This window comes from uncultured Ruminococcus sp. (assembly GCF_947301925.1).
Lineage (GTDB): Bacteria > Bacillota > Clostridia > Oscillospirales > Ruminococcaceae > Ruminococcus.
In genome coordinates this window covers 511,476-532,103 of the sequence record NZ_CAMYUE010000002.1, presented here as the reverse complement: position 1 = coordinate 532,103, position 20,628 = coordinate 511,476, and the positions used below count along the sequence as shown (strand labels likewise).

General features: G+C 41.9%; 18 protein-coding genes. All 18 read left to right on the top strand.

Features of this window, described 5'->3' with window-relative positions:
- A partial coding sequence (locus Q0Y65_RS05740; RefSeq protein ID WP_363293517.1) for a helix-turn-helix domain-containing protein occupies positions 1–310 on the top strand: 310 nt, incomplete at its 5' end.
- Positions 303–1,241: a conjugal transfer protein TrbL family protein gene (locus tag Q0Y65_RS05735; RefSeq protein WP_297958075.1), complete on the top strand. Its 939-nt coding sequence runs from the start codon at positions 303–305 to the stop codon at positions 1,239–1,241. The genes Q0Y65_RS05740 and Q0Y65_RS05735, both read left to right, overlap by 8 nt.
- A gap of 11 nt (positions 1,242–1,252) precedes the next feature.
- Positions 1,253–1,534 (top strand): hypothetical protein, encoded by a 282-nt coding sequence (locus Q0Y65_RS05730; RefSeq protein ID WP_297958074.1) that lies wholly within the window; start codon positions 1,253–1,255, stop codon positions 1,532–1,534.
- Positions 1,521–2,108, top strand: coding sequence for a hypothetical protein (locus tag Q0Y65_RS05725; RefSeq protein ID WP_297958073.1), 588 nt, complete (start codon positions 1,521–1,523; stop codon positions 2,106–2,108). Before Q0Y65_RS05730 ends, Q0Y65_RS05725 begins: the two co-directional genes overlap by 14 nt.
- Entirely contained in the window at positions 2,092–3,918 is a 1,827-nt protein-coding gene (locus tag Q0Y65_RS05720; protein WP_297958071.1) for a VirB4 family type IV secretion system protein, read from the top strand. Before Q0Y65_RS05725 ends, Q0Y65_RS05720 begins: the two co-directional genes overlap by 17 nt.
- A gap of 46 nt (positions 3,919–3,964) precedes the next feature.
- Positions 3,965–5,215 (top strand): HipA domain-containing protein, encoded by a 1,251-nt coding sequence (locus Q0Y65_RS05715; protein WP_297958069.1) that lies wholly within the window; start codon positions 3,965–3,967, stop codon positions 5,213–5,215.
- A 57-nt stretch (positions 5,216–5,272) separates the two neighbouring features.
- Complete coding sequence (locus Q0Y65_RS05710) at positions 5,273–5,626, top strand: hypothetical protein (protein WP_297958068.1); 354 nt, start codon at positions 5,273–5,275, stop codon at positions 5,624–5,626.
- A gap of 11 nt (positions 5,627–5,637) precedes the next feature.
- Positions 5,638–6,624, top strand: a complete 987-nt coding sequence (locus Q0Y65_RS05705) for a hypothetical protein (RefSeq protein ID WP_297958066.1) — start codon at positions 5,638–5,640, stop codon at positions 6,622–6,624.
- Between the two features lie 4 nt (positions 6,625–6,628).
- Positions 6,629–7,084 carry a hypothetical protein gene (locus Q0Y65_RS05700; RefSeq protein ID WP_297958065.1) on the top strand — a complete coding sequence of 152 codons (456 nt, stop codon included), beginning with the start codon at positions 6,629–6,631 and terminating at the stop codon, positions 7,082–7,084.
- On the top strand, positions 7,081–8,277 hold the full coding sequence (locus Q0Y65_RS05695; protein WP_297958063.1) for an antirestriction protein ArdA: 1,197 nt from the start codon (positions 7,081–7,083) through the stop codon (positions 8,275–8,277). Before Q0Y65_RS05700 ends, Q0Y65_RS05695 begins: the two co-directional genes overlap by 4 nt.
- On the top strand, positions 8,274–8,501 hold the full coding sequence (locus tag Q0Y65_RS05690; protein WP_297958061.1) for a DUF6103 family protein: 228 nt from the start codon (positions 8,274–8,276) through the stop codon (positions 8,499–8,501). The genes Q0Y65_RS05695 and Q0Y65_RS05690 overlap by 4 nt, the downstream gene beginning before the upstream one ends.
- Positions 8,502–8,776: 275 nt before the next feature.
- Positions 8,777–9,250 carry a hypothetical protein gene (locus Q0Y65_RS05685; protein WP_297958059.1) on the top strand — a complete coding sequence of 158 codons (474 nt, stop codon included), beginning with the start codon at positions 8,777–8,779 and terminating at the stop codon, positions 9,248–9,250.
- Positions 9,251–11,284: a MobP3 family relaxase gene (gene mobP3, locus Q0Y65_RS05680; protein WP_363293522.1), complete on the top strand. Its 2,034-nt coding sequence runs from the start codon at positions 9,251–9,253 to the stop codon at positions 11,282–11,284.
- A gap of 137 nt (positions 11,285–11,421) precedes the next feature.
- The gene (locus Q0Y65_RS05675; protein WP_297958058.1) at positions 11,422–13,152 is read left to right on the top strand and encodes a phosphoadenosine phosphosulfate reductase family protein; all 1,731 of its coding nucleotides are present in this window, start codon (positions 11,422–11,424) and stop codon (positions 13,150–13,152) included.
- A complete protein-coding gene (locus Q0Y65_RS05670) occupies positions 13,149–14,054 on the top strand; it encodes a DUF4007 family protein (protein WP_297958057.1) in 906 nt (301 codons plus the stop codon). The genes Q0Y65_RS05675 and Q0Y65_RS05670 overlap by 4 nt, the downstream gene beginning before the upstream one ends.
- A gap of 3 nt (positions 14,055–14,057) precedes the next feature.
- Entirely contained in the window at positions 14,058–17,612 is a 3,555-nt protein-coding gene (locus tag Q0Y65_RS05665; RefSeq protein WP_297958055.1) for a hypothetical protein, read from the top strand.
- Positions 17,613–17,671: 59 nt separating this feature from the next.
- On the top strand, positions 17,672–18,820 hold the full coding sequence (locus Q0Y65_RS05660) for an aminotransferase class V-fold PLP-dependent enzyme (protein ID WP_297958053.1): 1,149 nt from the start codon (positions 17,672–17,674) through the stop codon (positions 18,818–18,820).
- Positions 18,821–18,832: 12 nt separating this feature from the next.
- On the top strand, positions 18,833–20,617 hold the full coding sequence (locus Q0Y65_RS05655; RefSeq protein WP_297958051.1) for an AAA family ATPase: 1,785 nt from the start codon (positions 18,833–18,835) through the stop codon (positions 20,615–20,617).
- The last annotated feature ends 11 nt before the right edge of the window (positions 20,618–20,628 follow it).

Sequence of the window (20,628 nt, the reverse complement as noted above, 5' to 3'; positions counted from 1 at the left end):
AAGACAGAAAAGAGGAGTTGATCATTTGAATGTTGAAAGACGAATATATGACTTAAGTCTGCCGCACAGAGCAGTTACTGTATACTGCTACCTCTGCGACAGGTCGAATAAGAAAGGAGAATGCTTTCCGTCTGCCAAGACAATAGCTCAGGACCTGAGCCTTAGCCGAAGAACAGTATTCAGGGCTCTCCATGAGCTCCTTGAAAAGGGTCTCATAGAGAAGCAGCCGAGACTTCGCAACAACGGAGGTTCAAGCTCAAACCTCTACAGGCTGACGGATGTTTCGAAGGAGGTGGACGATAATGTTTGATTGGATCGGCGATGCCATAGACTGGATCGGTGACGGTATCTCGTCGCTATGGGACAACACGGTCGGCGTTGTTACAAGCGAAGCAGCCCGAGCGATATTCGATGTAATGTTCGACTGGCTTTTTATGCTTGTATATGACGGCATAGCGGACATTTTTAACTTTATCAACGAGTCAACGACAGACCTGTTTCAGCTCGGCTGGATACAGGCATTCCTGACACTGTTCCATAATATCGGTTGGATACTGTTTATCACAGGAATGGTAGTTGCTGTGTTCGATACGGCTATAGCCTATGAAAACGGTCATGCGAATATAAAGGACACTTGTCTTAATGTGCTGAAAGGTTTCTTTGCTTGTAGTCTCCTGACTGTAGTACCGCAGCGGCTGTATTCATTCTGCGTATCTCTGCAGCACACCTTTGCCAATGACCTTGTTGGAGCACTGATACAAAACAGAAGTGCAACTCTTACAAGTGCGGGAATGGAGGCGTTGGAAGCTCTAAGAGCTGACGTATCGCTTTCAAGTCTGTTTTTCATAATACTTTTCGGATACTGCACCATAAAGGTGGTATTTGCAAATATCAAGAGAGGCGGTATCCTGCTGTGTCAGATAGCGGTAGGCAGTCTGTATATGTTCAGCGTACCGAGAGGATATACCGACGGATTTGTAAACTGGTGCAAGCAGGTCATAGCTACCTGCCTCACAGCTTTCCTGCAGACAACAATATTATTTCTCGGACTGCTGACCTGTCCCAATCACCCGATACTGGCGGCAGGAATATGCTTATCCGCTAACGAAGTTCCTCGTATAGCTCAGATGTACGGACTTGATACCTCAACAAGAGTTAACGTAATGGCGGTAGGTCATGCGGTCAATATGGGTTCAAGAGCTGTAGGTCTCATAAAGAGTGCATCCAAGGTTGCGACATAAGGAGGTGCCAAATGAAAACGTATATATACCCCGAAAACCTCAGAGCTACAGTAAAACTGTGGTTCTGGTCGGTAAGGGACTTCATCATTATTTGTGCAGGCATCATCATTTCAGTAGCGGTGTTCGCTAATTTCTGGAATGTGATACCTGCGGCGGTGACGGTCTGCTTTGCACTCATAAGCCTCAGAGCAGACGATATGTCGGTGCTTGACTATATAGTAAATGCGGTTAAATATTTCTTGCTCAGTCAGCAGGAGTACCGCTGGAAGGAGCGTAATAATGGCAAAGAATAAAAGAAATGGCGTTCAGGACCTCATCGGCCTTGAACGCTTTACTAATTACGGCATAAAAACTGATAAGGCGGAGATAGTATTCTTCGCCGTCGAGCCGACAAATATCTCTGTATTGTCATCGGCAAATATCGAGATAAAGGTCCATGACCTGACAATAGTGTTGTCGATGATACCTGACCTTGAAATAATTGCCATGGACAGTGCAGAGCGTTTCGACGGCAACAAATGGTACGTCAAAGAGCGATTACAGAAAGAAGAAAATCCTGCGGTAAGAGAACTGCTTCAGGCGGATCATGACTTTCTTGACGAGATACAGCTGGAAATGTCTTCAGCGAGACGCTTCATGTTCGCAGTAAGATTCAGACGTGAGAAACCTGAGCAGATATTCGGTATCATATCACAGGTGCAGAAAAACATCTCCGAGCATGGATTCTCGGTAAAGCGTATGGATAAAGCTGAGATCAAGAGAATGCTGGCACTGTACTTCGGTGCAAGCATTATCGGAGATGAGATACCCGATATCGAGGGTGAAAACTATCTGAAGGAGGTAACTGGAAATGAAGAAAAGAACTAAGGAACTGACTGCCGAGCAGAAGGAAGAAATGAGTGTAAAGAGCTACTTCGACCGCATAGTACCGGGAGCAGTCAAATTCTACACTGACCACTATATCTGCGGTAATTATTATAAATCCGTATGGGTAATAACGGAGTATCCGCCCACAACGGAGCAGCTTGCAATACTGGCACATCTGGCAGATAAGAATGGTGTGACACTGCGTATTTACAACAGGCTGGTAGACAGCATTGAACAGGATAAAATAGTACAGCAGGCTATGCGCAAGAATCATATGATGACTACTGTCAATAACGTCAACGAGAGCATAAAGGCTCAGGACAACATCAATGACATAGTTGAGCTCGTAAGTGACATGAACCGAAACAAGGAACCTCTCCTTCACTGCTCCGTTTTTATTGAGCTGAAAGCAGATAGTGATGATAAGCTGAGGGAGCTCCAGAACGATACAAGAATGGAGCTCACAAGAGCGAAGATATCAGTAGACAGACTTATCCTCCGACAGAAAGAAGGCTTCCTGTCCGTGCTTCCGAGCGGAATGAATATGTTCGGAGGTCAGTACGAGCGAATACTTCCTGCCAGTGCAGTGGCTAACCTCTATCCCCTGAATTACAGCGGCAAAACTGATGAACATGGCTTCTACCTTGGCAGAGATAAGTACGGAAGTAATGTGCTTGTGGACTTCGATAGGCGTACCGAGGACAAGACCAACAGCAATATCCTTATCCTTGGAAACAGCGGTCAGGGTAAGTCGTACCTGATGAAGCTCCTGCTCTGCAATCTCCGGGAATCAGGCAAGAATATCCTTGTACTTGATCCAGAACAGGAGTACCACGACCTCTGCGACAACCTTGGCGGCACCTACATTGATATGATGAGCGGTGAATATATGATAAATCCGCTTGAACCAAAGTCGTGGACTGACGGTGATAAAGGGAATAAGGACGAACCGGAGGCGTTCAGAAAGATATCAAAGCTCAGTCAGCACATCTCATATCTCAAGGATTTTTTCAGGGCATACAAGGATTTTACCGATGCGGAGATAGATACCATTGAGCTTATGCTCATAAGGCTGTATGCACGTTTCGGTATTGACGATACCACAGACCTTGATACACTTACAGGCGATGACTATCCTCTTATGGACGACTTATATGAGCTCTGCGAAAAGGAGTACAGGAGCTTCGACCCCGAGGTGAAGTACATCTATACCGAGGATACGCTTCAGAATATCTGCCTCGGGCTTTACTCTATGTGCAAGGGTGCCGAATCCAAATACTTCAACGGTCACACAAATATTCGCAGCGGCGATTTCGTATGCTTTGGAGTCAAGGGTATTATGGATACCAACAAAAAGCTGAGAGATACTCTGCTCTTCAATATTCTGTCGTATATGAACGACCAGATACTTGGCAAGGGAAATTCTATAGCGGCTATCGATGAGGCATACCTTTTCCTCTACAACAGGACAGCTATCGAGTACATCAGAAACGGTATGAAACGCTGTCGCAAGAAGGAATCGGCATTTATTCTCGCATCGCAGAACCTCGAGGACTTCCTGCAGCCTGAGATAAGGGAGCTGACAAAGCCGCTGTTCAGTATCCCGACTCACCACTTCCTGTTCAACCCCGGCAACATAAAGGCTGAGGAATTCATAGACACACTTCAGCTTGAGCCTGCGGAATATGAGCTGATCAGGTTTCCGGAGAGAGGTACCTGCCTCTACCGCTGTGGCAATGAGAGGTATCTGCTCATGGTCAAGGCACCGAAATACAAGGCGGTTCTTTTCGGCTCGGCTGGTGGAAGATAAAGCTTGATTTTGATATAGAGGTGTGGTATAATGGTAAAAAAGCGAGGTGAGAGCGTTGAAATATACACTTATGCATAAGAATATAGCTGTTGCAGATGTTGAAATAGATGAGGCTATTGGCGGTATTAGCGTAATTGATAATATATCAGCAAAAGAGCATCTACCAATCGGTGTTGTGCATCCGCTTCATCACAGCGAAAGTATTGACCGTTATGCATTGAATCAATGGTGGGCAGGCAGGTCAATTCCAGCAAGTAGAATGGGCGTTGAGGATGCTTTGGAAAAGCTCGGTGTATATAATTCTAAGCTGCTTCTTACGAAATGTCTCGGTCTGAGTTTATCTGATCATTACTGGATAAAGCCTTACGGAAGCGATATGACCTGGGAAAATGTAAATTTCTTTGACAACGACTTCTCAGATGATATAGGCGATGTTCTTTTCGGCACAAGTGATAAGAATGCTGGATTCGATTTTCTGTCGCCAGATAATACTTCTGACGGTAATCTGAAAAAGCGTTGGAAGATAATTGACGGAAAGCGCTGTCTTCTCAAATCAGGCTCCAACCTACTTATGCAGCAGCCATTCAATGAAGTCATCGCCTCAAGGATAATGGATAGGCTCGGAATAGATCATATTCCGTATTCAGTAACGTGGATAAATGATGAGCCGTACAGCGTGTGCGAGGATTTTGTCACAAAGGACACCGAACTGATAAGTGCGTGGCGTGTAATGCATCTCAGACCGAAGGCCAACCATGAAAACGAATATCTTTACTACGTTAATATCTGTCAGGAGCTTGGTATTGACATTGTTCCGGATCTTGACAAAATGATAGTACTTGATTACATCATAGCAAACGAGGACAGGCACTTTAATAACTTCGGACTTCTGCGTGATGCCAATACACTTGAATGGCAGGGAGCAGCTCCTATATTCGACAGTGGAACGTCACTGTGGTATAACCGGAATACAGCTCAAATAGCACGGAATAACATAATTTGTAAGCCGTTCAAGAAGACACACGGCGAGCAGTTAAAACTTGTATCCTCCCTTGAATGGTTCGATGCTTCAAAGCTCGACGGCATCGAGGATGAGATAATCGAAGTGTTCAGCGGTGATAAGGCAGCTCGGTATATTGATACTGAACGTGCGAAGACTATTGCTGCCGAGGTCAGAAACAGGATAGAAACTGTCGCAAGCATGGCGATGAGTCATACAAACAAATATGACATCTCTTCTACTGAGGGAGATGTTGAAGAAGATGTAGCTGAGAGCTACGGAATGAAAATGGAATAAACAATGCGGAGACTGCGAAAGCGGTCTCCTTTTTTTTGCAGAAGGGAGAAAATCTAAATGGAGAATGTGATCAATAAACTCGAGTCTGTTATCAAAGAAGAATACAATAACAAATATGCCGAATGGCTGAACCTGAGTCACGAAGAACTCATAGAGAAAGCCGATGAAATATCTGCTGCCCGATTCGTAAAGGATAATATCCAAGACTCATTCACAGAGGATGAAGCGGAATATCTGCTGCAGTTCAAGGCTCCGCTGGAGATACTGGTCGACAGAATAACCGCTCTCAACGATCCGACCAATATAGCTGTTAAGGAGCAGTTCAGCGATATGGTATCGGAGATGTATGACAAGAAGGATGAGTATTCTGACTATGAACTTAACGAGGACTCAGGAATGCAGATGCAGTAAGGAGGCGGCAAATGGAAAAAGTGTTGATATTGCTGGCGAAGATACTTGCCGATAAAAAGACCAGAGATAAGGTGCTGATATTTATCGGCAGTATAGTTGTCGGCTTTCTGCTCCTGCTTGCGGCCCCTATAATTGCCATTTACACCTTGAGTAATGTAGAAATAGAACCACCGGAGATAGACCGAAATACCTTCAATGAAAGTGCATTCATAGAGCAGTTATCTCCAGAGCAGCAGGAGCGGATGTCTGAAATACAGTCCGCAGGTGATGCAATTGAAGCAGAGCTGACAGCACTTGGCATACCAAATCAGACCATAAAGGCGCAGCTCATATATATGTCATACTTCGATGAAGTAGAAGGTTTCAATGCAAACTTCTACGCTCATCTTTTTTATTCTGCACCCAATGATGAGATACTCATCGACAGCATCAATCAGAATTACGGACTGAGCATTGACTACAATGAGTTCATGAGGACCTATACTTTTGTGATGAATGCAACTATTGATCCTCATATTTTTACAGACAGTGCCACCAAAAATGCTGCCGACCTTGCAGCCTGGGCAGAGAATGCATATATGTCTGAATGGCAGTATGCTGACAATTGCTTCGGTGAAAGGACCGGAGAGAACAGACTGCGCTGTGCTGATAATGTCGGTCTTATCATGGGATACGTCAGGTATGATACGGAGAATAAGGTGTTCACTTCCGACACTATCGACTTGTACTATACCGAGCAAGGCAGCCTCGATACGATGCCTGATGTGAAAGGTGTGGGAGTTTTTAACGGCAGCGAGTTCGGCGTGTATGTCGGCGGCGGTGAGGTTGTTTTCTCCTCTGCTATGGGCGGCGTTCAGCGCCAGAGCCTCACAGAGGGAGGCTGGACTTCATGGTGTACGTTCGATGCGGTGACATATCCGCAGGAGGTACAGGACAGGATTAATGAGCTTCAGGAGCCAACGACAGAAGCGACTACTGAAACAACTACAGGAGGTTGAGAATATGAAAATATCAATTACAGCGGCAGACAAGAGTGAAGAAAAGCTCTTCTACGCCTGCGACGAAGAAGAAATAAAGGCATCTAAGATCGGTCATATGCGGTTCGACTTTGGAACGGGAAGACAGTTCTATGGATCATGGTTCGGAACTACAAGCGAGCTGAACGATGATGAATTCATAACAGAGTTCAATGAGATAACGAAGGAGCTCCGACAGGGACTGCTCAAGGACAGGACAGAAATGGGTAAATTTATCCGAGAGAATCCGTCCTTGGATCTCGGCAGTCGTGGCAACGGATACAAGGTTCAGACGGATGAGCATACCTACTACCTGCGGTGTAAGCCGCAACCCGGAGACTACGACTGTTACTGCTTCTGCTATGAGCGCGAGTTGCTGGAACAGGCTCTATCTGAGGATATAACTGAAGAAGAAAAAATAGGAATGGAGATGAACACATGACAGTAACACTTAGATATGGAGACATGGAAGTCCGTTGGGGACTGCCTGTATCTGCGATTCATGTGCAGGATATCCTCGACAGGATGAACGTACAGAGCGGCAGAGAGATCGAGTACAAGTTCTCAAATTACGATATGGTCGACCTGCCTGCCAACGTACTTGATAAGTGGCACAAGGCGGATATTTATAAGCTGAATGTATTCGCAGACCGTTTTCAGCGGCTCGAGGATCATCAGAAAGCAGGCTTCAAGAGTGTGCTTATGAGAAATCCCGACAGCAGCATTGACGATATGATAGCGATGACCTATGGCATCGACTGTGTCCCTGTGTATCCGGCGAAGAACTATGCCGAGCTTGGTGAGATAGCTGTTGAAAATGAAATCCTGCCTGAGATCGAGGAATGCTCCGATGCCGTCATAGGACTATTGGACTATGAAAAAGTCGGTAAATTACTTGCAGAAAGAGATAACGGTATATTCGTTGACGGCTATTATTGTATGCCTGACAGCTATGAGAAACCTGATATATCCCTCACGATAGAGGTGCCTGACAAGAGATTTTTCAGAGTTCTGGTATCTCCGTCAGCAACTACTACTGACCAGGCACAGTGGTTCAACTTGCCCGAGGATATACGTAGGCTAAGAGAATACTCAGTCGAACACAACTCAACTCCGGAGCAGATGTACATCACAGAGGTGGAGTCGGTACTTCCGAACATCACCGATGCAGCCTACTACGAAGCATACTGGGTCGAGGACATGATAGCACTCTCCGAGCAGATGACTTGTATGAGCAAGGCACAGATGGTGAAGCTGAAAGCAGTCATGGAGGCAGAGAATGTCCAGACCTTCTCTGGAGCAAGAAAAGCTATCGACTGCCTGAACGAATACGACTTCGATCCGATGGTTCAGGACGAGAGTCAGTACGGAAAGGTGTATGCCTGCCGAGTCTTCCCGACGAACTTCGACTGGTTCATTCTGGAGAACTGTGACATGGACGACTTCGGAAAGCAGGTGCTCAGTCGTAAGCATGGAGAGCTTACTGAGTACGGTGTACTCTCAGGCAAAGGTCAGAAGCTCTATACTACGCTGAGTGCTGAGCCTGAGACAATGGAAGAAGCAGAGAAGTTAACCGAGGACGAGTCCGAGACAGAAGATGAGTCTGAGGAAATGAGCATGGGAGGTATGACATGAAAAGATCAATAACAGTACAGATACCCGAAGAAAAGCTGTCTGCGATAGAGATGTATCTCGAGCAGAAGAACACGACACTTGCGGCGGAGCTCGATAAGCAGGTCGAGCAGATATATACCAAGGTTGTGCCGCAGAACGTCAGAGAGTACATCGAACTGACAGCAAAGCAGCAGATACGCAGACCTCGCAAGTCTATAATAACCGGACCAAAGCCCGAAGAGTAACTCGCCCCGTGTCGCACGAGAATGCGCTGTGTGCGATTTTGTGCGGCACGGTCGGGAAAGGATACCACCTTGGGAGTGCCGAGCCGTTTTCGGGTGGTTTTGGCGGCGGTCTGAAACAGCGGTTTTGGAGAGCTTCCGAGGGTGGTTTCTGGGTTGCAGGTAAAAGGCTGGCGTCAAAGCGCCAGCCATTCCACAGCGGACCGGCAAAGCCGACCGCATTTTCGAGCTTTTCAGAATTTAACGATTGGAGTCAAAATGAAAGTTGGTGAAAAATCTTGGAGTCAAATAATACAAAAGGAAAGAAAAACGGCAGTGATTCGGAAAATTTTGATGGAGTCACCGCCTCTAAAATCAAGTTTCCGCTGTACATCTATCCGGAGACAATGAAAACAGTTAATAGTCTGTACAAGGCTGACTGTTGTCCTACAAAAACTGAATTTATGGAAAAGGCTATACGTTTTTATTGTGCTCACCTTATGCAGAACAAGCCTGAACTCATTGAATATCTTGCACCGCAGGTAGGTACGATAGTTGACGGAATTATAAAAGGAACAGAGCAGAGATTATCTCGTGCCATATTCAAGTTGGCTGTAGAGGTAGGGGTGCAGACACATATGCTTGCTGCTATCAATGATATTGATGACACAACTCTTTTCAAACTTCGTGATATGGTCACGGACGAGGTCAGACGCATAAACGGTATAATAAACTTTGAAAGTGCTGTGAGATATCAGCGGAGTGAGGAATAAATAAAAGCGCTGTATGATACAGCGCTATACATATATCATGGAGGTGAGAGTATAGCTCAATTAATTGTTTCAAGCCGCTATCTAAAAAGCGGCAAGCGTGGTAAAACAAAGCGCAGGAATTTTACAAAGTACATTGCTACCCGTGAGTCAGTGGAAAAGCGTCCGCAGAATACAGGTAAAACAACTGCAAATCAAAAGCAGCTCATAGCGGAACTGATTAAAGAGTTCCCAATGGTGAAGCAGTACCTTGAATATACAGATTACACTAAGAATCCTTCATCAGAAAACGCTTCTGAACTCATTTCAACTATCATAGAACGTCATGCTGATGTTATCGGTAACAGAAGGAACTTCGTGGGATATATGGCGATGAGACCAGGAGCAGAAAGACATGGCGAACATGGATTATTCAATGGAAGTGATGAGCCTATTGACCTGAATGCGGTTGCAAATGAAGTCGCAGAGCATCCCGGATATGTATGGACTCATGTAGTCTCACTACGTCGTGAGGACGCAGTGCGGCTTGGCTATACAAATTCTGATATGTGGCGTGAGCTTGTGAAGCGTCACATTGACGATATATCAAAGGCACAGAATATTCCGCTTGCAAATATGAAGTGGTATGCGGCTTTCCATGATACTACTCATCATCCACATATACATCTCATAGTGTATTCTGCGGATCCGAGACAAGGATACCTTACAAAAGAAGGTATGGCTGCAATACGTTCAGCTTTTGCAAACGATATTTTTCATGAAGATATGAAAAGCATTTATCAGGAGCAAACTCTTACCCGTGATGAACTGAAAGCACTGTCCGAAGATCAGATGAGTGAAATATTATCTCAGATCGGAAGCGGATTTGTTGATGAAAGGCTTGTTACAAAGGTCAGGGAATTAAATGCTCAACTGCAAAGCATCGGCGGAAAGAAGGTGTATGGATATCTCCCTAAAGAGATCAAGCAGACAGTAGATGATATCTTTTTTCTGCTATCACAGAATGAAGATATTCAAAAGCTGTATGATAAGTGGTGCGAATTTGAAAAGGCTAAGTATAGAATGTTCACACAAAAGGATAAAAGATTTCCAGCTCTTATTGATAACAAAGAGTTCAGGTCTGTCAGGAATATGATCATCAGAACTGTCATGAGAATGGATAATGCTCAGGCGGTATTAGCGGAGCCTGAGTTCATTGAGATACAGGATGATGTGCATATTGAGAAAACTGCACAGTCCAAAGAATCAGTTATTTTTCCAGATACTGCAACTAAAGAAATAACCCTAAAACGAAAACAGGCACATAAATATATTGATAGCACTTATGAAGAACAAGATATATCCAAAGGTATAAAGACACTAACAGAGCTTGCTGAGAATGGTGATACCATGTCAGCATATATGCTCGGAAAGATTTATCTCAAAGGTGATATCGTATACAGGAATTTTAATAAAGCCGAGAAATATCTGAGACAAGCCTCGGTTGACAACGAGTATGCTATGTATACTCTCGCCAAACTGTATATGACTGATGAGCGAAAGAATCTATCTGCAGCGATTCGGCTACTGGGAAAGGCTTGTAAAAATAAGGATGTCAGACCTTATGCCGCTTACGCTTACGCAAAGATACTCCTTGATGATAACGAATTTCATGATACTGAAAATGCAATACAGCTCCTGAAAGAGAACGCAGACAACAATGGCTTGTGCTCATATCTGCTTGGGAAGGTGTATTTATTTGGGAATGGAGATGTTGAAAAGAATAAGGCTGAGGCAATAAGGTGGCTAACTATGTCTGCCGAAAGTGGTAATCATTATGCTCAGGAGCTTATGAATCATTCTGACAATAACAATAGCACTGTATTAGCAAATAGCATAGTGAGTCTGCTCACCAACCTTGGACGAATAATAGAAGATGATAACAGCCGCAGCCGTAAGAACATATCTCGCACCGATAGAAAACTCATGCAGGCTATACAGCGTAAGAAACGTGAGCTTGGAATAAAATCTGAGGTGGGAGATATGAAGTTTGAATAATATATTCAAGCCTGACAAACAGCTAATTATATTTTGAATTTCTATTGACGATTGTGCCCAAAAGTGGTATAATTAATATATCTAAACGAATTTTTTTAGTGAAAAAATGTGCAATATTACCATAAAGGAGCGGCGGGATGATTACGTACCTGTGCAAAAAATGCAACATCATAACAGCTAAATCTGAATGTGATATTTGTGGAAACAGAACATCTTTAACCTCTAAACTTTTTTGGTGTGAGAAGTGCAATGTGCCGACTTATCATGAAATATGTCCAAAATGTGGGAATAAAGGAATTTATTTTGCAACAGATGCACGTCCAGTGTTCCCCGAAGAACGGCTTCTAATAGAATCCGTTTTAGGTGAACCTATGAAATACTACAACTGTTCTGTATGGAATTCAAACGGAATCTATTATGTCAATGGTAAAAAAATAAAATTTAGTATTGAGAGTCTCACAGAAGAAAATCCAGAAAAAATAAGAAAGATGATAGCTGAACATAAAACTGAAAACAACTATTCATTCTTTGAAAAAAACATAAAATCGTATATAGAAGCAAATAAGATCAGGTATGATGATATTGCTTCAGAGGCTATGAACTATATTGAAAAAGCCTCTGAAGGGTATGATTCGACCTCTATGTTTGTTTCTTTCTCAGGAGGCAAGGACTCTACTGTTACCAGTCATTTAGTTAGAACGGCACTGAGCAATCCGAGCATTATCCATATTTTTGGTGATACTACTCTCGAACTTCCAGATACCATTGAATATGTTAAGCGTTTCAAGCAGGAAAACCGTAAAACGCCGATGCTTACATCAAGGAACGACCAACAGGACTTCTTTGAACTTTGTCAGGAATTTGGGCCACCAAGCAGAATGCTGCGCTGGTGCTGTACAATCTTTAAAACAGGTTTCATAAGTAAGAGAATAGACAGCACGTTTAAGAACAAAAAAACTATTCGTACTTTTTACGGAATCAGGAGAAATGAGTCTAAAAGCAGAAGTAATTACAACCGTGAGGAGGATAGCCCTAAGATTAGTAAACAAAAAGTCACTTCTCCTATAATAGATTGGCTTGATTATGATATTTGGCTATATATCTTATCTACCGGAATAGATTTTAACGGCGCTTACCGTCTTGGTTATTCACGAGTAGGCTGCTGGTGTTGTCCTAATAACAGCCGGTGGTCTCAGTTCCTTCTTTCTGTTTACTACCCTGAACTTAATGATAAGTTTACAAAAATAATCTATGATTTCGCTGTTAAAATGGGTAAGACTGATCCTATGGAGTATGTCATTAATGGTGGTTGGAAAGCAAGATCAGGCGGTGCAGGTATTGACCGTAGTAAAAATGTTGCTATTGAATTCAAACCATGTGCCACAGATGAAAGCAGTTTCAACTATGAACTGAATAAACCGATTTCCGAACAGCTTTATGAATTCTTCAAACCGTTCGGAATACTAAATTTTGATATGGGGAACAAGCGGTTGGGAGAAGTGTTTGTCCTTGACTTCAAAACCAATGAACCCTTATTGAAACTACAAGGACGAATCGGCTCGAAAAATCTGAGAATCACAATTCTTAAAAGACCGATTGCCAAGAGAACCAAAACTGTTGAAATAGAGCTGAAATTCAAATCACAGATCACAAAATTCCAGCTTTGCACTGGTTGCCACGCTTGCGAGACTGCCTGCAAACACGGAGCTATAACACTTGAAAAGGTTCCGAATACTATCAGCGATTATATTTACCGTATCGACAGCAACAAATGTGTTCGATGCACTGAATGTATCACGCATTATCAAGGTGGCTGTTATATGCGTCGTGTCTTACTTCCACGAGGAAAGGACTATAAAGGAAAATGAGCACTAATGAATTGAAATACAAGATAAAAGGCAATGAGTCTTTTAGCATACGTGAGGGCTGGCTTGCTAAAGGTATTTTTGCGCTTGAAGAAAACAAGTATGTCTTTTCCGAGGAAACAGCCATGGACAATCTCGGAGTCGGCAGCAAAATGGTGAAGTCAATAAAATATTGGCTTCTTGCTTCTCATCTTGTTGAAGAAAAGAGAGAAAAGAACGCCAAGCATAGTCTTGTACCAACACAGTATTTCGGTGAAGTCGTTAAAAAGCATGATCCGTACTTTGAGGATATTTTCACGTTATGGATCATTCATTTTTACATTACAGCAGATATTGAGTTCAATACTGTGTGGAGCTTGTTCTTCAATCGGTTTAATGTTACTGACTTCACAAAGAATGCGATGGTTGACAAGCTTGTAGATGAGTGTAACAAGATCTATGACAAAGGAAATAGCCTTTATAATTCAATAGATTCTGATTGTGGTGTATTACTAAAAATGTATACTTCGTCAGAAGAAACCATCACTGATCCGGAAGAAAACCTTACATCGCCTTTTTCCGAGTTAGGACTTATTGCCAGAGGTTCAGAAAGAAGTAGCTATATGAAAACTCGTCCGCTTTACAGCAAACTTGACAGACTTGCTGTTTTATATGTTATGACGGTAAATCTTCCGGATGATAAGATAAGTGTCGATATTGATACGCTGCTTACCCAAGATAATAATGTTGGCAAAATATTCAACCTTGACAGAAACATGATAAACGAATACCTTGACAGATTACGTCAGGAAGGTTTCATTGAGTTGAACAGAACAGCGGGGCTTGATATGGTATATATCAGTAAAAAACTTTCTCCCGCCGAAATACTCGAAATATACTATACGCAAAGCGAAACAGAGGTGTGATGAATGAAGTACAACAAATTTATTGGCGCTGATAATAATTTCCAGACCTCTGTAAATTTGCAGTATGACCTGAATAAGGAAGATAAATTAAGAGGATATATTCCGACTACACAATCGCTCTCCATACTCAAACGTTATCTTAATGCTGTTTGCAGTGATAATAACAATGAAGATAATGCAACTGTGCTGATCGGTCCTTACGGACGTGGTAAGTCACACCTGCTTCTTGTTCTTTCTGCTATACTGTCTCATTCTGCTGATAGACCTGTAATTGCTGATTTGACACATAAACTCTCTGCTGCTGACAGCTCGATTGGTGAGCTGCTAAATGTATTTCATGGTAAGAACAAGCCTTATATTCCTATAATAATAAACAGCAATCACACTGACATCAATCAGTCATTTATTATTGCACTGCGTGAAGCACTCGAAAGAAATGATCTGAACGATTTTTTCCCGGAAACATACTTTGATTCTGCCCTCAGAATGATAAAAACTTGGGAAAAAGATTTTGAAAATGCGATAAAGCTGTTCAAAAAAGAGCTTCATATCAGAAAAATAAAGCTTTCAGACTTTAAGGATCAGCTCAATAAATGCTCCGCTTCTGCTTATCAGACATTTTGCGAGATTTACCCCGTAGTAAGCAATGGCGCAAGCTTTAACCCATTGCAGAATACTGACGTTGTCAAAATGTACGAACAGGTTTGTGATGCATTGATAGAGCAGAAATCTTTCGGCGGTGTATATATAATATTCGATGAATTCAGCAAATTCCTTGAATCATCAGCTGCTATGGCAAATATGCAGAACCTTAAACTGATTCAGGATTTCGCAGAAATGGCTGTACGCAGCAATAAAATGCACCTATGTTGCATAACTCACAAAGAAATACTCGATTATTCACAAAGTGACAGTTTCAGAACGGTTGACGGTAGATTCAAAAAAGTATACTTTATAGCTTCATCTGAGCAATCCTACGAGCTTGTATCTAATGCAATAACTCATGGTGATCAGTTCGAGAAGTTTTACAACAAGCATAAAGATGATCTTTCAAGCGTTACACAGCTCTGTCAGATGACAGGCATTTTCAGTGAACTATCTGACACAATGTATACAGAGATACTTGAGAAGAAGTGCTTTCCTATACATCCGTTAAGCGTATTCGCACTTATTCATATCAGTGAACTTGTCGGACAAAACGAAAGAACCCTGTTCACATTTCTCTCTCAATCAGAAGAGCACTCTTTTCAGAGCTTTTTAGCTCAGTATCCTATCAAAAAAGAATGTGCTCTGCTAACTCCTGAATGGATTTACGATTATTTTGCTGAACTTTTTCGTGTCGAAGTGTTTAATCCGAAAATACACAGTATTTGGGCGAAAACACAGTCAGCAATTAGAAAATGTGAAAATGAAGAGCAGATAAAGTTAGTCAAAATACTCGCTGTTTGTAAGATCATTTCAAGCGATGTATTTGAAGCGACAGACATAAACCTTAAAGCAGCATCGAATTATAGTGATGATATTTATCGCAATATCGTTGATTCCCTTGCTTCACTTCACATCATAACAAGGCGTAGAGACGGTATCTATGAGTTTTTGACCGCCAACGGTGTTGATATAAAGAAGAATATACAAAACCTTATCGAACAAGGTCTTGTAAAACTTGACCGTCCGCACACACTTAAAGAAGCATATTCAACTCCGTTCATACTTCCGAGGCAGCACAACGCAAAGATGCACATTCAGCGTTACTTTGTAACAGAATTTATGGAGGCTTCTGATTTCTGGAAATACACCGGCGATTTTAATGAGTTGAAAGGCACTGCTGACGGATTATTGATTTATCTTATTTCCGATAGTGAAGATGACACACATAATATCGCTGATCACTTACACAAACTCGGTCTTGATGAAAGCGTAGTGGTATGCGTAACGGAAGTATGGAAGCATAATGATCTATTAAACGAATACCAAGCTGCGTGTCTCCTTGAAAAACAGAATACGGACACAGACGATCATTTCAGAGAAGAACTCGCTGTATACAAATATGATCTGTTCAAAACCATAAGAGAGATTGCAGATCAACTCTACTCTCCGTCCAATCCGGTCGCAGCTTATTATAATTCAGAACAATGCCTTGACGAAATAACAAAGCCGCTTCTATTAAATCGTGAACTTTCAAATATCTGCGATCGTGTATATCCTGCCACGCCTGACATCAACAACGAGATGATCAACAAAAACAGGCTTTCTGCTCAGATTCGCAAGGCAAGAGCTAAAACGATTGACTGGATATTGTCACATACGGACGAAATTCCGATAATGGAGGGTTATGGTCCGGAAGTCAGCATTCTTCGCTCAGCAATAATGGTAAAACAGCTGAGCAATAGCAATTCTTCTGATGATGAATGTCTTAATGCAATAATAAACGCTATAAACACTTCAATAAAAGAAGCAGAAAACGAACCAGCTTCGTTTGAAATCATTTACAGAACCCTTTGCAATTCACCTTATGGCATGAAAAAAGGAACTATTCCAGTATATCTTGCTTGGTGTTTTCGTAAGAACCAGGATGCTGTCGTACTGTCATTCAAGGGAAAAGAGATTCCGATAAATGGTGATACCTTGTCACAGATAGAAGTCGCTCCTGAAAACTATACCCTTTATGTAGAAAAAGGAACACAGGAAAAGGAAACGTATCTTGAGGGTATCATCTCAATTTTCTCTCAGGTCGGTCCATCAACTGTAAATAACAAGTGTGCATTTGCATCCGAACTTCTTCAGACATGGTTCAGAGGATTGTCTAAGTTTACCAGAGACCATACGATGAGTTACAATGATGAAGCACCGACACCTGTTCAGCAGAAAATGCTGAAATTCAAAGCACAGCTCTTGCAGTATGATATTAACCCTCACGCTTTCTTATTCATAGATATTCCTAAGTATTTTGACAGTGAGAATGATTATGTACATACACTCGATAGTATTCGTGCTTTTGCCGAGGAATATAATTCTTTTATTACTAAAACAAAGTCATATCTTGTTGACAAGGCAAAACGTATATTCGACAGAACCATAAAAGGCAGTTTGTCTTCAATAATGCAGGACTGGTATAACTCCTTACAGGAAACCACGAGAACGCATATTTTCTCTTCTGAAATCAACGGATTTCTTCACTTCATTAAGGAAAATGCATCATTTGATGATAATGACGTTATTTCCGAACTTGCAAAGTGTGTGACCATGCTTGCCATAGAAGACTGGAACGATCAGCTCGTTACAACATTTTTGACCGATATAAAATCATATATTGATACCGTAGAAAGCTTTACTATGGAAGAAGTCGATACTGATAAAGACAGCACGATCACCCTTTCGCTCGAATACGGCGGAAAGGTTTACGAAAACAACATCACTAATACTGAAATCTCAGGAATTGCTGAAACAGCTATGAACAATATTGAGTCACACCTTGAAGAATACGGAGAAGCAATCACCGCCAAAGAGCGTGTTGCAGTTCTTCTGAAACTTCTGAAAAAAGAACTGGAACAGTTGTAAAGCGCACGCAACAATCAAAGTATAAAGAGGTGCGCAAAATAATATTTAGGAAGTGCGTAATGATTTACTTTGACAATGCAGCTACAACTTATCCGAAGCCGGAAATCGTATATACAGCAGTTAATGAATGTCAGAGAAACTATGCTGTAAATGCCGGACGAGGAACATACAGGACTGCAAGGCAGGCTTCGGAAATTATCCGCAGCACAAGAGTTGCACTTGCAAAGCTTGTGAACATAAGCAATGAGAACAATGTAATACTATCTCCGTCTGCAACTATTGCAATGAACATTGTTCTGAACGGACTTGAATACACTCCAAATACCACTATATATATTACTCCGTTTGAGCATAATGCTGTTGCACGTCCTCTTAAAAAACTTGCAGACATTTACGGATTCAGTATTGAGATGATTCCCTTTGACAAGAAAACTCAGGAACTTGATGTCGAAACCATGCAAAACAAGTTCATTGTTAAGCATCCAGATGTTGTTATTGTAAACCATATAAGCAACGTCACAGGCAATGTTTTACCGATTGATGTGATATTCAATGCTTCCGCTGAATACGGAGCGGTAAACATACTTGACGCTTCACAGTCGCTTGGACTTGTCCCTATTGATCTTTCATTGCAGAGAACTGATTTTATCGTATTTGCCGGACACAAGAATCTCTATGGGAGCTTTGGTACAGGCGGATTTATATATAACAGCAGTGTTAAGCTGAAAACATTTCTGACGGGAGGCACTGGTTCAGATTCGCTCAATCTTGATATGCCAGAGCAAATGCCCGATCTTTATGAACCGGCAAGTCATGATATTGTATCTGTTTCTGCGCTGAATGCTTCTCTTTCATGGATAAGTAATATAGGCGTAAAAACCATATACGCACATAAAAAAGAACTGACAGATTATGCTGTTGAAAAACTCGAAGAGCTTTCTTCTGTTACACTATACTTGCCGGAACACAGAGAAAACCATATTTCAATTATTTCAATTACGCACTGTGACTATCGTCCAGAAGAACTTGCAGAAATACTTGATAATGATTTTGATATAGCTGTAAGGAGCGGATACCACTGTGCTCCGTATGTGCATAGTCTTATCGGCACTGAGGGTAACGGAGGTACTGTCCGCATAAGTATAGGCTATTTTAATACGAAAGATGATATAGATTCTCTGATAAATGCATTAAGAGAATTGGATTAGGAGGGATAGCTGATGAATCCATTTGTTGATTATCTGAACTCGATGAATAATGCAAGCAGTGATACTATAGCTGCTCTTGCAGAATCACAGGTTAATTCGCCTTTTTTCAGAAAGATACAGATAGAAAGAAATCTCGGTAAATACTTGTCTAAACGTATTAGTTCAGGCGAGCATCTTGCTGTTGTTCTTACAGGTCATGCCGGTGACGGTAAAACCAGCATTCTTGTTCAGATCCTGCAGGAGCTCGGCTTCCTTGACGAAAACTCTTCCCTTGAACCTGAAAAGGAGTATGATAACGGCAGTATCAATCTCTATGCAGTCAAGGACATGAGTGAACTTCCGGAAGATAAGCAGATCGCTTTTTGTTGGAAAGCTCTTGATGCACCTAATAATAACAAATCTTCTATAATAATCTCCAATACAGGGCCGCTCCTCAAATGTCTTGAACTTATAAGAGAAGAGCAGTGCAAAGCTCAAGGCATCGCTTTTGATGAGAGTGAGAAGATTGCTCTTCAAACACGGCTTCTTGATCAACTCGATGAGAATAAAAATGAAATGATTTTTGTCGGTGATTGTCAATTCCTGATGATAAACATGGCAAGAGTCGATAATGTCAGCTTTGCAAGAGACATCATGAGCAAGTTGCTCTCAGCAGAACTCTGGAAAGATTGTGAAGCTTGCCCCAAATGCAACAAATGTCCGATATACTTTAATGTAAATCAGATAAGAAAGTATCAGGACAGAGTAACTTCAGCAGTCGAAGCGTTCTATCGTTATCTTTACGAGAACGATAAGCGTATGACGATACGTCAGATTCTATCTCAGCTCAGTTTTGCCTTTACAGGTAATCTCACCTGCAATGATATTAAAGCAAGCTATAAGGATTCTGTTAAGTTCAAATATCTTTTCTCCAATCTTTTCTTCGGTTATAAGGGTATTGAAGAGATTGACAATGCTGATCAGATTCAGGGTATCGCTTATGCAAAAGAACTGAAACTCGATACCAGAGGTCTTGACGTTGACTATAAGCTCTTTGTGACCGGTGATTTTTCAGATATTCCGGCAGAAGTTGGAAAACTTGTAAGCGAGCAGCATAGAATGTTTGCTAAACGTCATTTGAACATAGACGATAAGGATAACGAGTTTAACACGAATGATTTTGAATACCGCAGAGCAATAAGGCGAGTTTTCATTTTCTTTGGCGATCCGAAGAATAATCCGCAGGACAACAAGTATCTCCCCCTATATGATGAACTGTTCGGTGTCGGATATAACACATACATTAGGATACAAAATAGCGAAGTGTCAAGTAAGCTTATCAATGACCTTCGCAGCACGATAACGGATGCACTGTATCTTGAAATGACAGGCACATCATCTAAAATGGCACGGGATATTCCTTTGACTATCAAAAGAAACGATGATTACTTCCAGAGTGTTATGATAACGACTGGAAGTTTCAAAAAGACGAACTTCAAGGTGAAAGGAACGGCATTTAATGCTGACTTTGAAGATAGCAGTTCAAAACAGGAAGTTGATCTTCAGCTCGGATCGGATATTTCTTTCAAGCTTTCCCTGCCTATGGTCATTTACTTCGGTGAAATTGCTAATGGAATGATCTCAACTATCTCAAATCCTTCCCTCACCCACGGATTGTCAAAGTTGAAAGCAATGCTGAAAAAGCTTTCTGAGGAAGAGGCGGATGAAGGCGAAATCTCGGTTATTGTCAATAATACTGACAAACCTGTCGAACTCAAAATAATCGTTGAAGATAATCTTGTGATAGAAGATAACTGAAAGCAGGTGAT

Bases quoted from the DNA above. Each gene is read 5' to 3' on its own strand.
- Q0Y65_RS05735 (WP_297958075.1), top strand. From the start codon at position 303: ATGTTTGATTGGATCGGCGATGCCATAGACTGGATCGGTGACGGTATC.
- Q0Y65_RS05730 (WP_297958074.1), top strand. From the start codon at position 1,253: ATGAAAACGTATATATACCCCGAAAACCTCAGAGCTACAGTAAAACTG.
- Q0Y65_RS05725 (WP_297958073.1), top strand. From the start codon at position 1,521: ATGGCAAAGAATAAAAGAAATGGCGTTCAGGACCTCATCGGCCTTGAA.
- Q0Y65_RS05720 (WP_297958071.1), top strand. From the start codon at position 2,092: ATGAAGAAAAGAACTAAGGAACTGACTGCCGAGCAGAAGGAAGAAATG.
- Q0Y65_RS05710 (WP_297958068.1), top strand. From the start codon at position 5,273: ATGGAGAATGTGATCAATAAACTCGAGTCTGTTATCAAAGAAGAATAC.
- Q0Y65_RS05705 (WP_297958066.1), top strand. From the start codon at position 5,638: ATGGAAAAAGTGTTGATATTGCTGGCGAAGATACTTGCCGATAAAAAG.
- Q0Y65_RS05700 (WP_297958065.1), top strand. From the start codon at position 6,629: ATGAAAATATCAATTACAGCGGCAGACAAGAGTGAAGAAAAGCTCTTC.
- Q0Y65_RS05695 (WP_297958063.1), top strand. From the start codon at position 7,081: ATGACAGTAACACTTAGATATGGAGACATGGAAGTCCGTTGGGGACTG.
- Q0Y65_RS05690 (WP_297958061.1), top strand. From the start codon at position 8,274: ATGAAAAGATCAATAACAGTACAGATACCCGAAGAAAAGCTGTCTGCG.
- Q0Y65_RS05675 (WP_297958058.1), top strand. From the start codon at position 11,422: ATGATTACGTACCTGTGCAAAAAATGCAACATCATAACAGCTAAATCT.
- Q0Y65_RS05670 (WP_297958057.1), top strand. From the start codon at position 13,149: ATGAGCACTAATGAATTGAAATACAAGATAAAAGGCAATGAGTCTTTT.
- Q0Y65_RS05665 (WP_297958055.1), top strand. From the start codon at position 14,058: ATGAAGTACAACAAATTTATTGGCGCTGATAATAATTTCCAGACCTCT.
- Q0Y65_RS05660 (WP_297958053.1), top strand. From the start codon at position 17,672: ATGATTTACTTTGACAATGCAGCTACAACTTATCCGAAGCCGGAAATC.
- Q0Y65_RS05655 (WP_297958051.1), top strand. From the start codon at position 18,833: ATGAATCCATTTGTTGATTATCTGAACTCGATGAATAATGCAAGCAGT.